This window comes from Phycisphaerales bacterium AB-hyl4 (genome assembly GCA_041821185.1).
GTDB lineage: Bacteria > Planctomycetota > Phycisphaerae > Phycisphaerales > Phycisphaeraceae > Natronomicrosphaera > Natronomicrosphaera hydrolytica.
Genome location: JBGUBD010000004.1, coordinates 235,710 through 251,281, shown reverse-complemented (window position 1 = coordinate 251,281; position 15,572 = coordinate 235,710). Strand labels below are relative to the sequence as shown.

Below are 15,572 nucleotides of genomic sequence, written 5' to 3'. Positions count from 1 at the left end.
CCCTTATCATCTGCTCATGCCTTACCCCACGCTCACGGATTTCGTCACCGCCCTCGACCGCGCAGGCGAACTGCATCGCATCACCGCGCCGGTCTCGTCCATGCTTGAGATCAGCGCCATCGCCGACCGCGTCAGCAAGTCGCCTGCTGCGCGTCCCAGCGAACACGCGCGCACCTTCGACCCGCACCACGCCGACCTCGGCGGCAAGGCTTTGCTCTTCGAAAACGTCCAGACCCCCGAAGGCCGCGCCGCCATGCCGCTGCTGATCAACGCCTTCGGCAGCTACCGCCGAATGGAGATGGCCCTCGGCTGCGAGCAGGCTTCCGAGGCCGCCGGCTTCGAAGGCCTCGCCGACAAGGTCGCTGCCCTCGTCAAGCCCGAGCCGCCCACCGGCCTGATGAACAAGATGAAAAAGGGCCTCGAACTCGCCAAAATCGCCTCGTTCTCACCCAAGTACACCAAACGCGGCCGATGCCACGACATCATCACCATCGGCGATGATATCAACCTCTTTGACCTGCCGATCATCAAGTGTTGGCCCCTCGACGGCGACCCGACCGCCGTCGGCTACCCGCTCACCCCCGAGCAGGCCGGCACCGCCAAGGGCCTCGGCCGATACATCACCTTCGCCGGCATCTACACCATTCACCCCGACGACGCCGACAAACCCGAAGGCACGCCACGCCCCTCACGCAACGTCGGCATGTACCGCGCCCAACTCATCGACGAAAAACACACCGCCATGCACTGGCACATGCACCACGATGGCGCAAGACACTGGCGTGCCTGGAAAGCCAAGGGCGAACCCATGCCCTGCGCTATCGTCCTCGGCGGCGAAAGCGTCCTCCCCTACAGTGCCACCGCCCCCTTGCCCCCCGGTATCAGCGAACTGCTCTTCGCAGGCTTCCTTAACGATCGCGGCATTGAACTCGTCAAGTGCAAAACCATCGACATGCACGTCCCCGCCAACGCCGAGATCGTCATCGAAGGTTACGTCTCCACCGACGCCGGCCCCACCAACTACGACCCCCGCACACCCCACGCCCCAGCCCTCAACCTCGAACACGAAGTCTTCGAAGGCCCCTTCGGCGATCACACCGGCTTCTACTCACTGCCCGACCGCTACCCCGTCTTCACCGCCACCGCTGTCACCCGCGCTCGCGACGCCATCTATCCCACCACTATCGTCGGCCAACCCCCGCAGGAAGACTACTACCTCGGCAAAGCCACCGAACGTATCTTCCTCCCACTCCTGAAAACCATCGTCCACGACATCATCGACTATCACCTGCCCATGTTCGGCGCGTTCCACAACTGCGCCTTCATCAAGATCAAAAAGGAATACCCCCTCCAGGCCCGCCGCGTCATGCACGCCATCTGGGGCGCTGGGCAAATGGCGTGGACCAAGATGATCGTTGTCGTCGATCACGACGTAAACGTACACGACCACGAAGAAGTGCTCTTCCACCTCTGCGCCAACTGCGACCCCGGCCGCGATCTCGAAATTGTCAATGGCCCCCTCGATATCCTCGATCACGCCGCACCAAGACTCGGCGCTGGCCACAAAATCGGCTTCGACGCCACCCGTAAAATCATCGGCGAAGAAGTGCAAGGCCACCCCGTCCGCGACTTCCCCGACATCCTCAACATGCCCGAGGAAATCCAAAACCTCATCAACAAACGCTGGCAAACCTACGGCCTCTAACCCCACCCGATGTGAAGCCTCCTCATTAAAGCCCACGGATGGCATCCGTGAGCTCCCCCCACGCACATCACCCCTCCACCGCATGCCGCCCGCGTTGCCGGAACTGCAAGTGAATCGGCACTTCACTGAAAGGCAGCAGATCGCGAAACCGGTTCAATAGAAACCGCTGATAGTTGTTGTCGAACAGTTCCGGATCATTGACAAACAACGTAATCGTGGGCGGCCGCACGTCGGTCTGCGTGCCGTAATAAATCTTGGCCCGCTTACCGCCCTTGCTGCTCGGTCCGCGTTCTTCCATCACCTGCTCGATCACCTGGTTCATCTCGCTCGTCGACACGCGATGGCTCGCCTGCTCGTACAGGTTCATTGCCATCGCGAGCATTTCCCGCACACCCTCGCCTTGCTTGGCGCTGATAAACGCAATCGGCGCGTACGTCATCGCCTTGATCGACTCATCCAGATAGTCGACATATTCTTCCTGCGTGTATTGTTTCTCCGCAAGATCCCACTTGTTCACCACGATCACCGTCGGCCGATGATGCCGCAACAACTCCGTCACCAACTGCCGATCCACCTGGCTCGTCGGCACCGTCGAATCAATCAGCAGCAGGCACACGTCGGCCCGGCGAATGCTCCGCAGCGAACGGTGATACGAGTAAAACTCGATGTCGTCCGCCAGGCTCTTCCGCTTGCGAACGCCCGCGGTGTCGATCGCCGTCAATACCTGCCCATCGATTTCAATTCGCACATCGACCGAATCGCGCGTCGTCCCTTCCTGTTCCGACACGATCACCCGCTCGTCGCCCGCAAGCGCATTGACCAGCGTGCTCTTGCCCGCGTTCCGCTTGCCCACCATCGCCAGCAGGATACCGGTCTCGATATCGCTCGCTTCGTTGTCTGCGCCTTCACGATGATCGAAGTCGATATGTTCGCGAATGCGATCGTACAACTCATGTTTGTTATGCCCCGTGTTGGCCGACACCATCACTGGATCGCCGAACCCGAGTTTCAGCGACTCGAACGCTTCGGCTTCATGCTTCTCGGCGTCAACCTTGTTCGTCACCATCAGCACCGGCCGACCACCCTTGCGACCCGCCGCCTGTGCCGACTCGCTGCGCAGCAGCTTCGCCACCGTGTGGTCCAATGGCATCAACCCGCTCTGCGCATCGACGACAAACAGCACCAGGTCTGCATCCGCCAGGCCGCGCGCGATCTGCCGCTCGATCTCGGCGGTGAGTTGCTGCACGTCTTCCACGCCGTAGCCGCCCGTGTCGATCAACTCGGCATGACGTACCACGCCGCCGCGCTCGGCAGGGGGGATTTCGATCAACGTGCTGATGCGGTCGCGCGTGACGCCCGCAGTCGGATCGACAATGCTCACCCGTCGGCCGGCGAGCATGTTCAACAAACTGGATTTGCCGACGTTCGGTCGGCCAACAATAACAATGCGAGGAAGCATAAGGCGTTTCTAATTTCGGGTTTCGAGTTTCGTGTTCATTCCAGTCGACGCCTGCGTCGGCCGGTGACGCTGGTCCCACAACGTCACCGCCTCCGGCGGCCGGGCGTATATCGGCAACAACGCCGTCGATGCAGTGTAACGACCTTCTTGCGCCAATAGCCGACCGAGCCGCCACACCGCCTCGGCACGCGGCCGCGCCAGCTCGCTCGGCAACACCGTCACATCCGTTGGCAGCGGGTCGGGCAACGTCGGCAGCGGATCGCCCAGCACTGCCGTCGGCCGCGGCGAAACCGCCAGCAGCTCATCCATCGACCGCAGCCCCGGCTCAACGGTCGCCTGCCAATCATCATCATGCCGGACAAAGACCCCGCACCATGCCGACCCACGCTTCACGTTCAAGCACACCGCGACCGAGGCATACTCACTCGGCGTGTTCCGCGCAAGCACATCCAGCGTCGGCACGCCCACGAGCCGCATCGACGCATTCGCAACACTCAACGTCACCGCGCTGGCCATCGCCACCCGCAGTCCCGTAAACGAGCCCGGCCCCAGCGAAACATAAACCTCGCCCAACTGCTCAGCCGTCACCCCATGCGCCTCACAAAGCGTCGCCACCCCCGGCAGCAGCCCCACACGATGCCGGCGCTGCACCGGCAGGTCGACCGTCGCCAGCAGCGCATCGCCACGCCCCAGCGCAAGCGAACCCGCTCGGCTGGCCGTTTCGATCGCCAGGTTATAAGTCGAACCGTCGCGCATCGCGGCATTGTAGCTGCGATGCGCAAAACACGCCGAACTGCACACCCACGCCCGCTCTGCCGACGCTACTGCCGCTCCACCGTGTCCGGCAACGCCTCACGCTCGCGACGCAGTTGGCGATCATCCACCTCAGGCGGCGGCGGGAACGCTCGCTCCGCATCAAAGCCCGCCTGCTCCGCCTGCTGATACACCTCGTTGCGGAAGTATGGGAACGTCTCACGCTGCAACGCTGTGGGCGTGTTCATGTATATCCGCGACCGCTCGATCAGCGACGTCCGCGGCGACTGCATGAAGTTCGTGTAAGTATTGTTGAACGTCTCGCGGAACGTACTCGCCAGCCCCATCCCCATTCGCGGCCCCGGCGCGTTGGGGTTGGCATACGTCCGCTCCGCTCGATAGCGGTCATACCCGCCGCGCGCGACGGTGAGGAAGCGGTTGAACACGTCCATCCGCCCCTGCGCCAGCCCGCGCGTCAGGCCGTTGATAATCATGCTGTCGACAAACTGCCGAGCCTGGTGCAGCTGCCCGCCGTCTTCGCTGAGCATCTGCACGACGAGGTCATCGAGCGTCTGCTGGTATCGGCCGCTGCGCACATTATGCGGGTTGTCGCCGTAGAGGTTGCGAACGCGATCGTAGTAATACCGCGCCTGATCCGCTTCGCCGTAGAGATAGCTGTAGACGATCGCGGTCAGCAAAAAGTTTTCGTGGCCGGCTTCGAAGTGTTCGATCGTGCCCGTGCTGCCCAGGCCCAACTCTTGCGAGCGTTCCTCCGCGTCGAACATGGCCTGCTCGTACGCGGGGATGAACGCCGGTTCGGGCATGATGTCCACCTGCCCGGCGAGCGGATCGAAGCTCACTCGGCCGGTTCGCATCAACGCCTGCAAGCCGTGGATGACCTGCCGATTCGTGTTGAGCATGTCGATGTTGCTGCGGTCGCGCACGTCGCGAATGCGGTCGACGCCCATGGCAGACCAGTACACGCCATGCGACGCCGGGTGACGCCAGTCGATCGGCCCGAAATCTTCCATCAGTTGCAACATGAACACCGGGTCCATGTGGTAATGCCGCACGAGCGCCCGCGCCCGCAGGTAAGCCAGCAGCGCCTGCACGCCCTCGCGATGCTCCGCGTTCATCAGCACGCCGACGAGTTGCAATTCCTGCTCGTCGAGGCCGAGCAACTCGCCGCCATGCTCCATCAGCGTCTGCGCCGGGACGTACATCAGATACATCTCCAGCCGACCAACGCGACGAAGCGTTCGCTCGTCCGCATCCATGCCGATCGCGCGCAACTGCTCGACCACCGGCCGTGTCGAAGGCACATCATCGTAAAGCAGGTTCAACGGATCACGCGTCGCTCGCTGCATCCGACGCCCCGCTGTTTCAACCAGCGCTTCAAGCTGCTCGGCAGCGCGGCGGTCGCCGTTGCTCCGCATCGTCTCGGCAAGCGATGGCGCTCGTTCAGAAAATCGCACCAGGCCTCGGCGCGTGAAGTCGCGAAGCTCGTCGGCATAGCTTGGAAACTGCTCGGCCAACGCGCGAAGCTGCTCGCGCATCGCCAGCGACGGCCGATCAAGCTGAAAATAACGGTCTGCCGAATACGCCACCGGCGCAAAATTCCGTGCCGCCTGCTCGCCATCCGCCCCCTGCGTCGGCGTGCCGAGCACCTCCTGCCATTCCTCTGCCAGCTTCAGCTTGTAGTACCAGTGCATGTCGTCGGCGTACTGGCCCATCTTGTGAAAGAAGATCCAGCCAAGCTCGCGGTACAGCCGAATTGCCGTCGGGTTGTTCGGAATGCCTTCCTCACGCAGCAGCCGAATGCCCTTGTTTACCCAGTTCCAGCGTTCCTCCGGCGTATGCGTCTGCACCGAGATGTTGTACGCCATGTTCCACGCATGGAACGACCACACCTGCGGAAAACGCGGCTGCAACGTGGTGATCCACTCCGCCAGCGTCGCCGCCTCCCAGAACTTGCCCTCGTTTTTCAGTTGTTCCGCCCGATACCACAAAATGTCCACCGCCAGCCCGCGGAAGCTGCCCAGCGCCGCGGCGGTCACGGCATAACGCGCATCGACACGATCGCCCACTTCAATGTCAAAGCTCAACTGAAGGTCGCGTCGCTGACTGTTGATCGTCGGCATCAACAGCACCGCCCCGGCGAGGCAGACCACCGTCACGGTCAGCGAAAGAAGTTGAATAAGGCGTTCGCGGTTCATCTTTATCAGTTCCGAGTTTCGAGTTCCGAGTTTCAAGTTTCGCGTCGCGGTCCCATCATGCGGAACTCGAAACTCGAAACCAGAAACTCAAAACTAAACGGTGACCCGTGCCAGCTCTCGTCGGCGGAAGATTGCCCAGCCGATGATTGCCATCACGCCCGTCCATACCAGGCCGACCTGCCACGCGGCGTTGCCGAGCATTCGCCAACTCACCGCCAGACCGTCCGATACCAGCGGCGTCGGGTTGTAATCGCCGAACGCCGGCACGAACAACATGAATGTCTGCCCCAGCAGACGGATGAGCATGCGCAGCGCCTCGCCGAACTCTCCCGCGCCGATCGCTGCGAGCATGCCCGCCGGGATGCCCACGATCTGCTCCCACGCCGAGATCTCACCACCGGGGAACGCGGCGTACGACTCCAGCGACTCCTGCAGGAAGCCGCTCGCCGCCGCCGCGACGTAAACCATCATGCTCAGCAGCGACGCGGTGGGGAAGCTCATGAACGTACCCGCCGCGAGCCCGAGCATCGCGAGGAAGCCAAGTCGAAGCCAGATCATCGCCAGCGAGCGCAACAGGTTCGCCTCGAACGCGCCGGCCCGGTAGAGAATCTGCAAGCCGTCTGCCGTGTTGAAGCTGAAGCTCGGCTGTTCGTAGCCGTTCATCTCGGGGTTGCGGATGGTGATGCGCAGCTCACCATTTTCGATCAGCTGTGCCGGAATGCGCAGCACGTGAAACGTATCTTCTGAGAGTCGCAGGTAGCCGGTCTGGCCTGGTTGAAGCTGATACCGTCGGCCGTTGATCAGCACGTCGAGGTAGACGTAGCCTTCCGGCACGTTGCCCGCAGCGCGAGGGTTGAGGCGGAACTGCACGGTCTGTTGCTCGGCGTCGGGCACGCGCACGTCACGAAACACATACGTCTGGCTTTGCCGGGGGCCGACCGTGTACCACTGCGCGATGACTTGCTGTTGGATCTGTCTACGAATGCGTGGTGGCACAGTCGCGCCGGGCTGGCCGTACTCCATCGGGTCTTGCTGGCGGAGTCGTTCGAGCCGCTGTTCATACAGTGAGCTCATGTCCGTGCCCGCGGGTGGCTGTGGCGTTAACGGCACCCGCGCGGAGAGCACTTCCTGCTCCACCGCCAGGCGGTCGGCCTGGGACGCCGCCTCCTGCTGCACGAGCAGTTGTGTGAAGGTGTAAATGCCCCCGCCGCAGACCGCGACCAGCAGCACGTTCAGCAGGGCGATCCCCAGCCACTTGCCCGCCAGGTATTGCGCCCGACCGACGGGCTTGGTCATGGTGAGAAAGATCTGTCGATGGTTCACCTCGCTGGTGATCGTCATCACCGCGAGGAAGATGGTCATCAGGCTCAGCAGCACGCCGGTCGCCATCAGCGACCAGGTGAGAAACGACTGCACGCGATACTTCAGCAACTCGCCCGCGTCGAGCGCGAACGGCAGCGTGGGCACGAGCAGCACGACCGCGACGATGAACACGATGGCGACCTTCATGCGGATCGCTTCGTCCAGCAGCGTTCGCGCGACGCCGAGGATGGGGTGGCCCGGCGAGAGCATGAGTCGCATCAGCGCAAGGCCGTACACGAAACCAATCGCCATCAGGTAGCTGCCGACGGTGGCGTAGACCAGGCCTTCGTAACCCATCTGCATGCCGAACAGCACGAGCAGCAGCGCGACGATCGTGCCGATGATCACGCGCGTTTGCTGTCGCACCCAGGGAATGTCACGCCACAGCCACAAACCGCGCACCACCCACAGCGCCGCAACCACACGGCCGGCGCCCGCGACAACCGCGCCGACCTCCGCCCAGCCTTGCGCCCACAACAGCCATGCGATGCCTTCGCCCACGACAAGGATCGTCAGCAGCAGGCCGAGCCAGATTTTCCAGTTGCGTTTGGGCATGGGTGTCTGAGACTCTCAATGCAGCGCACCGGAAAGTGCACCGCGCTTACGCATGGGTTACTTGTCTTTTTTCTTCTCATCGCCGAGCAGTGAATCGAGCACGCTGTCGTCCACGTCCTCTTCAGGCTGAGGCTCAGGCACGGGCGAAGGCTCGCTGCTCGACCTGTCGTCGCGCGGCTTGGCCTGTTCGGGCTTGTCGCCGGGCGAGACCAGCTCATCAATCAGGGAATCGCGCTCGATTGGCTCGGCAGCCTCGGCGGGCGGCGTTTTGGTTGCGTCCGCGGGCCCGCTTGTCTTGCCCGCGTCGGCGGGCTTGGTTTCGACCAGCCGATCGATGAGCGCTTCGCCGACGTCTTCCTGTACTTCCTGTTCATCGCCGCGGAGGAACTCGGCAAGCGGGCCGCCGCCGGTCGCGCCGCTGGTGTCTACGCCCTCGGCCTGCGCTTCGTGCACGATATTAAGGAACAGGGCTTCGAGTTTCTGGCGCGGCTGTTCGACGCGCTCGATGTGCTTGCCACGTTTTTCAAGTAGTTGCTCAATGGCTTGCACGTCTTCCGCGTCGAGTTGCGTGGTCTGGAGGTTGGTCAGCGATTCCTGCACGAGCAGTTCATCGACCGTGCCCTCGCGGCGGACCTTGCCGCCGAACATGATCGACACGCGGTCGCAGACGTCTTCCACGTCGGCGAGCAGGTGCGAGCAGAGCAGGATGGTCTTGCCGCGGCGTTTGAGTTCGAGGATGAGGTCTTTGATCTGTCGCGTGCCGATCGGGTCGAGGCCGGTGGTGGGCTCGTCGAGGATGAGCAGTTGCGGGTCGTTGATGAGCGCCTGCGCGAGGCCGATGCGCCGCTGCATACCTTTGGAATATTCGCCGACCGGGCGATTGGCGACCTTGTCCAGGCCGACCATTTCGAGCAGGGTTTCGATGCGTCGCTTGCGTTGGCTGCGGTTCTGATGAAACAGCCTGCCGTAGTAGTCGAGCGTTTCGCGTGCGTTGAGGAAGCGGTAGAGGTAGCTTTCTTCGGGCAGGTAGCCGATCTGTTTTTTGATGGCGACATCGCGGGGATGCCTGCCGAAGATGGCGATGTGTCCCGATGTCGGATGCAGCAGGCCGAGGATCATCTTGATGGTGGTGGATTTACCCGAGCCGTTGGGCCCGAGCAGGCCGAACACCTCACCGCGAAGAACCTCGATGTCGATGGCGTTGACCGCCTTGACGCGGTTCCGCATCCAGAAGTCGCGGAACATCTTGGTGAGCTTGGCGCACTTGATGATCATGTCGCGCGTGTCGACGTCGGCATCGGGTGCGGTTCGCGTGGGTGTGTCGAGGCTGGTCATACGTCGGCTCCATCGGCCATCGGGCACGGATTGCACCGCTGAAACGCAGCGGCCGCTGAACGTGCTACGTCAGCGCTGCTGCTGGCGTTCGCGTCTTTCTACATCCTGTCGACGAAGTCGCCTTTCCTCACGCTCGCGGGCGAGGGCAGGGTCGCGGTTGAGCACGGGGTAAAACTGGCCGCCCATGAGGTAGAACGTTTCCACGTCGCCGGAGAGAATCTGTTCGCGGGCGTCCTGCCAGAGGCGTGTCTGGAGCAGGCGGGGCGTACGGCGGTAGTCTTCGAGATAAGCCTGGAAGAGGCTGACCTCGGCCTGAATCTGCTGGCCGATGGTCGTGCGGTACGTGGTGGCTTCGTTGATCACGCGAGCGACCTCGCCGCCGATGCGAAGTGCGCCGCGATCTTCGCTGAGCATGAGGCGGTCGAGTGTTTCGTTCAGCTCGTCGAGAATCTGGCCTGCGGCGTCCATGTCTTCGATGGTACGAGCCTGCTCGTAGTCATTGATCAGTTGCACGAGTGGCGTGTGGGCTGCGCCCGCGACTTCGCCGAGGATGCGAGCCTGCTCCTGCCGGGCTTCTTCGACGAGTTGTGCACGTTCGCTCTCGGCGTTGGTGACTGCTTGCGCCGCGGAGCGAACGGGTTGGGGCAGTTGCGGGTCGGTCATGTCCAGGCGGTCGATGGTGATGCCGGTGTTCATCTGTTCCATGACGTCGCGCATACGGGCGAGAGCGAACTCGCGTGGGAAGACCTGGCGATAGATCTGGTCCGCTTCAGCGCGGGCGAAGGCGTGGATGATGCCCTGCTCGGCGACGTTTCGCACGAGAGCGTCGGCGAAATCCATGGAGCGGACAGCGGGTTGGCCGTCGGGCAGGCGGTCGACGTTCGGCCGAGCGAGGCCGACGTTCTGGAAAAAGGCCGCCGGGTCCGTCACGGTGTAGCTGATGTTAAAGCGTGCGTGAAAGATGTTGGCGTCGCCGGTGAGCAGCGAGCCGTCGCGTTCGGGGTTGAGCGGGCCGGCGCGGCCGGCGAGCTCTTCAGCGCTGCGGCCGAGGTCGGCTTCGGAAATCTCATGCCAGTAAGCGCGCTGGATGTTGATTGTCTGCTGCGAGACGGGCACGCGGATGTCCTGCTCGATCGGGTAGGGCAGGCCGAAATGCCAGCCCGGCTCGTACACCTGCTGGCCCGGCTCGCCGACCATCGCGCCGAAGCGCAGGCGGACGGCGCGTTCCTGCTCTTCGACCCAGAACACACCGGAAAAGATGTAGGCGATGAGCAGCAGGACCATGAGGCCCTTGAGGATGTTGAAGCTGACGCGCAACGCGTCGGCCAGCGACTGCTGAGCCGGGTCGAGCTGCTGCAGATCTTCCTCGCCATCGTGGTGATGGTGGTGATGATCATGGTCGCAGTCATCATCGTGCGTGTGCATGAACGGGTTTTTGATCTTCTGCTGAGGCATGGCTTGGTCCGAAGGGGGCCAGGGCGGATCAGAAGTTGGTGCACGCGCCGGGGCGTGCATCACGCGCGTCAGGCGGTGCGGCTTACGCTGCACCGCCTCCGCCGAAGGTTATTCGTCATCGTGTCGGGCGCCGGTCTGCTGCTGTTCAATCATGTCGCGCGTCATTTCCGGCGGGCGGCTTTCGCCGCTGGGGTCGTCCTTGAACAGGTTCAGGAACGAAAGCGAGTCGGCGTCGAGCATGAACGTCGTGTTGTGAGCCAACGTCGCACGCAGCGTTTCAATCTGACGGAGGAAGATCGCGAAATCTTCGTCAACCGAGAAGTCTTCAAACGCGGCGGCGGCTTCGCGGTTGCCTTCGTCGCGAATCGCTTGAGCGCGACGCTCAGCGAAGGCGAGAATCCGCTCGCGGGCGCTCTCGGCCTGCGAGCGGATGTTGCCCGCCTGGGCCTGGCCCTCTTCACGCGCTGCCGAGGCGAGACGCTCGCGCGTCGTTCGCATGCGCTGGAACACAAGCTCGGTCGTGTCGGCGGGGAGCACGATGCGGCGGATGCCGACCTGTTCGATGGCGACGCCGTAGTTCGCGCCCTCGGCCAGTCGGTCGCGGAGCTCTTCGGTCATCGCCTGCTCGATTTCGGCCAGGCGAACCTGGTCCGGGTTGACGTTGACCAGATCGGTGAAGCGATACTCGCCGAACTTCGAGCCGCGAACGTCACGCACCACCGGGCGAAGGGTCTGCTCGGCCTGCTCGATCGTGCGAAGCGTCTGATAGAACTGGTGCGGGTCGGCGATACGCCACGTGACATAGTTCATCACGATGATCGCGTGCCCGTCGTCGGTCTGCACCTGCTCGGGCTGAATCTCAAGCACCTGAATCTTGCGCGGGTAGGTGTACACCTTCTGGATCGGCCAAGGCGCTTTGAAGCGCAGACCCGGCGTGTAGATCAGGCTGCCCGGATCAGTCGGCTCGCCGGTGGTGGGGTCGACGCGAATGGCGCCCGTTTCGGGATCACGCTCGGGGGCGGCGGTGCGCTCGAAGGTCGCGAGCACAGCCACCTCGTCGTAGCGCACCTGGAAGGTGAACATGTACGCCAGCAGGACGACGAACACGAGGATGCCGATCAACAAGACGAGTTGGTTCTTCATGGCTTAAATCCAGAACGAGTGCGTTATCGATGAATGCTTGGTTTGGTCAATGGTTCGGGGTACTGAGCCGTTGTAGTGATCCGTCGTACTATCCGGGGCTTCGCCGCGTTGCTCCTCAGCCCTCGGTTTGGAGGCCTGTCGTGGTTGTCAGTCGCCTAAGAGCGAGTCGAAGCCCGACTGTGCGTCGTCGAGCTGGATGCGGATCATGGAAGGCGACTTCTGCTCGGCGGTCATGATGAACTTCCGCCGATCGACGAGACCTTCCGCGAGCGTGTCGAGGTACTGCCGCATCATGAAATATCGCGGTGCGTACTGGTAGCCTTCGTACTGCGCCGCATAACGGCCGGCCCGGGCGACCTCGGCAAGCGCGTGTTGCCAGCGATACGCCTGGGCTTCGTGGATGAGCTGCGCTGCGCGGCCGCCGGCTTCGTTCATCAGTTGTTCGATCTCGGCTTCTTTCTCGATCACCTGTTGCCTTGCGTCGGCGAGGGCGTCTTCGTCCGCGTTGTCGCGGCCTTCCATGCGCTGCACACGACGGCGGAGGTTTTCGAAGTCGCTGATCGCGGCGTTGATCTGCCGGGCTCGGTCGTGCGAGCCGGCGGCGGCGGCGAGGGTGGCGATGGCGTCGCGCTCGGCTTCTTCGAGGGCGATCTGGTTCTGTTGCAGCACGCCGATCTGTTCGTGGAAGCGGGCGGCGACGTCGCCTTCCTGCGGCGGGTGGACGCCGACGATACCGACATAGACCAGCTCAACGCCGAGGTCGCGTTCGTCGAGGTCGCTTTGAATCTGTTCGCGAAGCAGGCGGCCGGCGACGGCGCGGTCTTCGGTGAGCAACTCGTCAATGGTTCGCATCGAGTAGTACCGCGTCACGCGCCGCTCGGCGAGGGAGGTGACGATGGGGCTCGGGTCGATGCGCTGTTCGCCGGCGCGTCGGTTGCCGTCGGCCCAGCGTTCCATCTGGCGTTGTGCGAGATAGAGCTGCTGGGGATTGGGCGTATTGCGGGCGAAGCGTTCGAGGTCGCCGATGCGGAAATTGACGACGACTTCCGTGCCGACGAGTTCGCCGACGGGCGAGTCGGTGCCGAGTTCGAGGTCATCGACGCGGGTCGGCGCGGTGAGGAGGAATTGTTCCTCTTCGCCGGGCGCGTGTTCGTTGGTCCAGAGGATGGCGATGGACGTGTCACTGAGATAAGGCTTCGAGCCGACGACGACCTGGTGCACGCGGTAGGCGTCGAATTTTTCGGCGCGGCTGACGGGCCAGGGCCACTTGAATCGCAGGCCGGGCTCGACGACGCGATCGAACTTGCCGAAGGTTGTGATGACGGCTTCCTGTTGCGGCGCGACGAAGACCAGGGAGGTCATGCCGATGAGCACGACCAGGCCGACGACGATCAGTGGCGTGACGGCCTTGGCGAGCAGGCGGTAGAACCAACTGGACGAGATTTCGAAGCCGAACTGGTAGTTAAGTGTTTCGCTGACGATCTTGCCCAGCGATTCGGGGCGGGTGAGCCAACCGAGCAGTCGGCTGTCGAATGCGGGGCGTGTGACTTCGCCGGCGCGTCGGGGGCGGTAGATGCCGAGTGTGAAGCCCAGCAGCATTTCCGTGCCGAGCAGGAGCATGACGCCGGGCACGATCATGGCGAGCCAGACGAGGCCGCCGAGTCCGCCGAAGACGGCGAGCCCGCCGGCGGCGGTGATGGCGATGGCGGCGACGGCGTTGCCCATGAGGTAGGCAGCGCCGCCTCGGAGCAGTTGCCAGTCGCGGACCTGCGTCATGCCTGCGACGTAGCGGGCGACGAGGAAGGCGGCGAAGCCGATGACCAGTGCGATGAGGGCGACGCCGCTGGCGCTGGCGTCACTTCGCATGGCGGTGGCCCACAGTTCGCCGCGCTGGTAGGCCTGGATGTTGAGATAGAGCAGCGTGCCGCCGACGGCGAGCAGGTAGGTGGCGATGAGGACGCTGATGGTGGGCAGGCCGAAGCGGTAGAGGTTTTCCAGTCGCTTGCGGGCGAGTTGGAGTTGCTGGCCTGCTTCTTCGAAGAGGGCGGCGGTGCGGGCGTCGGCTTTGGCGAGCTGCTCGGCTTCGAGGGCCTCGACGCGTTCGAGGCGGTGCTGGTGATAGAGGACGAGCAGGGTGATCCAGATCGGCAGGCCGCCGAACAGGTACCACGTGGCGGCGTGCAGGGCGGGCGCGTCGGCGTAGAGGCCGAGCAGGGCCATGCCGATAGCCAGCGTGAGCTGAGCGAGAAGGCCGACCAGGGCTGCGTTGGCGGCGCGACTGTAGGTTTGTTGATCCTGGCTCATGGACGGTCTCTTATGAATGCAAGTCGAATGATGACTTTCAATTGCCGACGGAAAGCGGCTATCTTAACGGCCCGGGCCGTGTGGTGTTTGGCCTGGGCGTTGCCGACGGCCGGTGATTATTTCACAATATCGCGTTCAACGATCTTCAAATCCCCCGGAACTCGAAAGCCCTTCACAACGTATGATGCCATCATGTTTGCACAACTGCTCGCCATCGCGCAAAACACGTTTACCGAATCCATACGTCAGCCGATCTACGTGGTTCTCATTCTGCTCGGTTCGCTGGGCCTGGTGCTGAATCCGTCGCTGGCGGCGTACACGCTCGAAACCGGCGGCGGCGACAACAAGCTGCTGATCGACCTGGGTTTGAGTACGGTGTTCGTGGTCGGTTTGTTCCTGGCGGCGTTCACCGCGACCAGCGTGCTCTCCGAGGAAGTGGAAAACCGCACGGTGCTTACTGTGGTCAGCAAGCCCGTGTCGCGGGCGCTGTTCGTCGTGGGTAAGTACGCAGGCGTCGCGGCGGCGATCGCGGTGGCGTTCTACCTGCTGAGCGTGGTGTTCGCGTTGACGGTTCGTCATCGCGTGTTGCAGACCGCGGCCGACTCGCTGGACATGCCCGTGATCACGTTCGGCGTGTTCGGTGCACTGGCGGCGTTGCTCGTCGCGGCGGGGGGCAATTATCTTTACCGTTGGGTGTTCACGTCCACGTTCGTCTCCTGCCTGGTGGTGACGATGACCTTCGCTTGGATGGTCGTGGCGGTGATGAACAAGGACTGGCATCTCCAGTCGCCTTTGACGGAGTTCACCATCCGCGAGGGCGAGCTGACGCAAGTGCTCGTCGGCCTGGTGCTGATCTTTCAAGCTGTGCTGATTCTCACCGCGATCGCGATCGCCGCCTCGACCCGGCTGGGCCAGATCATGACGCTGCTGGTGTGCGTTGGCGCGTTTCTCCTCGGGCTGGTGAGCAACTCGCTGAGCCAGTGGGCGAACTATCGCCTGTCGCTGCCATTGGGCCTGGGCCCGGCCGAGAGCCTGGCGGCGATCTTCGCGGCCGACGCATCGTTCGGCCATCAGTTGCTCTACGCGATGGCCAAGGTCATTTACCTGATCGCTCCCAACCTGCAGTTCCTCTGGCCGGCGGACGCGATCAGCCTCGGCAACCCTTTCACGGTGGAGCACATCGCCATCGTGAGTGGCTACTCGGCGCTGTACATCGTCGCTGTGCTCGGCGTCGCGGTGGCGTTGTTCCAGACGCGAGAAGTCGGGTAGTTTCGAGTTTCTAGTT

10 protein-coding genes are annotated in these 15,572 nt (G+C 63.1%); 2 read left to right on the top strand and 8 right to left on the bottom strand.

Features of this window, described 5'->3' with window-relative positions:
* The first annotated feature begins 16 nt into the window (after positions 1 to 16).
* The gene (locus ACERK3_07650) at positions 17 to 1,705 is read left to right on the top strand and encodes a UbiD family decarboxylase (GenBank protein ID MFA9478168.1); all 1,689 of its coding nucleotides are present in this window, start codon (positions 17 to 19) and stop codon (positions 1,703 to 1,705) included.
* A gap of 67 nt (positions 1,706 to 1,772) precedes the next feature.
* Here the strand turns inward: ACERK3_07650 and der are convergent, their stop codons facing one another.
* From der to ACERK3_07610, 8 genes are all read right to left on the bottom strand, one after another.
* Positions 1,773 to 3,164: a ribosome biogenesis GTPase Der gene (der, locus tag ACERK3_07645; protein ID MFA9478167.1), complete on the bottom strand. Its 1,392-nt coding sequence runs from the start codon at positions 3,162 to 3,164 to the stop codon at positions 1,773 to 1,775.
* Between the two features lie 9 nt (positions 3,165 to 3,173).
* The gene (tsaB, locus tag ACERK3_07640) at positions 3,174 to 3,920 is read right to left on the bottom strand and encodes a tRNA (adenosine(37)-N6)-threonylcarbamoyltransferase complex dimerization subunit type 1 TsaB (protein ID MFA9478166.1); all 747 of its coding nucleotides are present in this window, start codon (positions 3,918 to 3,920) and stop codon (positions 3,174 to 3,176) included.
* A 65-nt stretch (positions 3,921 to 3,985) separates the two neighbouring features.
* Positions 3,986 to 6,133: a hypothetical protein gene (locus tag ACERK3_07635; protein MFA9478165.1), complete on the bottom strand. Its 2,148-nt coding sequence runs from the start codon at positions 6,131 to 6,133 to the stop codon at positions 3,986 to 3,988.
* A 93-nt stretch (positions 6,134 to 6,226) separates the two neighbouring features.
* Positions 6,227 to 8,050: a hypothetical protein gene (locus ACERK3_07630; protein ID MFA9478164.1), complete on the bottom strand. Its 1,824-nt coding sequence runs from the start codon at positions 8,048 to 8,050 to the stop codon at positions 6,227 to 6,229.
* A 57-nt stretch (positions 8,051 to 8,107) separates the two neighbouring features.
* Positions 8,108 to 9,385: an ABC transporter ATP-binding protein gene (locus tag ACERK3_07625; GenBank protein MFA9478163.1), complete on the bottom strand. Its 1,278-nt coding sequence runs from the start codon at positions 9,383 to 9,385 to the stop codon at positions 8,108 to 8,110.
* A 69-nt stretch (positions 9,386 to 9,454) separates the two neighbouring features.
* Positions 9,455 to 10,840, bottom strand: coding sequence for an SPFH domain-containing protein (locus ACERK3_07620; GenBank protein MFA9478162.1), 1,386 nt, complete (start codon positions 10,838 to 10,840; stop codon positions 9,455 to 9,457).
* A gap of 108 nt (positions 10,841 to 10,948) precedes the next feature.
* Positions 10,949 to 11,983 carry a protease modulator HflC gene (gene hflC, locus ACERK3_07615; protein MFA9478161.1) on the bottom strand — a complete coding sequence of 345 codons (1,035 nt, stop codon included), beginning with the start codon at positions 11,981 to 11,983 and terminating at the stop codon, positions 10,949 to 10,951.
* Positions 11,984 to 12,130: 147 nt separating this feature from the next.
* Positions 12,131 to 14,287 (bottom strand): SPFH domain-containing protein, encoded by a 2,157-nt coding sequence (locus ACERK3_07610; GenBank protein MFA9478160.1) that lies wholly within the window; start codon positions 14,285 to 14,287, stop codon positions 12,131 to 12,133.
* 192 nt (positions 14,288 to 14,479) lie between these two features.
* On the opposite strand from ACERK3_07610, the gene ACERK3_07605 reads away from it, so the two are divergent.
* Complete coding sequence (locus ACERK3_07605; GenBank protein ID MFA9478159.1) at positions 14,480 to 15,556, top strand: ABC-2 transporter permease; 1,077 nt, start codon at positions 14,480 to 14,482, stop codon at positions 15,554 to 15,556.
* The last annotated feature ends 16 nt before the right edge of the window (positions 15,557 to 15,572 follow it).

Coding starts and splice junctions, on each gene's coding strand:
- ACERK3_07650 (MFA9478168.1), top strand. CDS start 17: ATGCCTTACCCCACGCTCACGGATTTCGTCACCGCCCTCGACCGCGCA.
- der (MFA9478167.1), bottom strand. CDS start 3,164: ATGCTTCCTCGCATTGTTATTGTTGGCCGACCGAACGTCGGCAAATCC.
- tsaB (MFA9478166.1), bottom strand. CDS start 3,920: ATGCGCGACGGTTCGACTTATAACCTGGCGATCGAAACGGCCAGCCGA.
- ACERK3_07635 (MFA9478165.1), bottom strand. CDS start 6,133: ATGAACCGCGAACGCCTTATTCAACTTCTTTCGCTGACCGTGACGGTG.
- ACERK3_07630 (MFA9478164.1), bottom strand. CDS start 8,050: ATGCCCAAACGCAACTGGAAAATCTGGCTCGGCCTGCTGCTGACGATC.
- ACERK3_07625 (MFA9478163.1), bottom strand. CDS start 9,385: ATGACCAGCCTCGACACACCCACGCGAACCGCACCCGATGCCGACGTC.
- ACERK3_07620 (MFA9478162.1), bottom strand. CDS start 10,840: ATGCCTCAGCAGAAGATCAAAAACCCGTTCATGCACACGCACGATGAT.
- hflC (MFA9478161.1), bottom strand. CDS start 11,983: ATGAAGAACCAACTCGTCTTGTTGATCGGCATCCTCGTGTTCGTCGTC.
- ACERK3_07610 (MFA9478160.1), bottom strand. CDS start 14,287: ATGAGCCAGGATCAACAAACCTACAGTCGCGCCGCCAACGCAGCCCTG.
- ACERK3_07605 (MFA9478159.1), top strand. CDS start 14,480: ATGTTTGCACAACTGCTCGCCATCGCGCAAAACACGTTTACCGAATCC.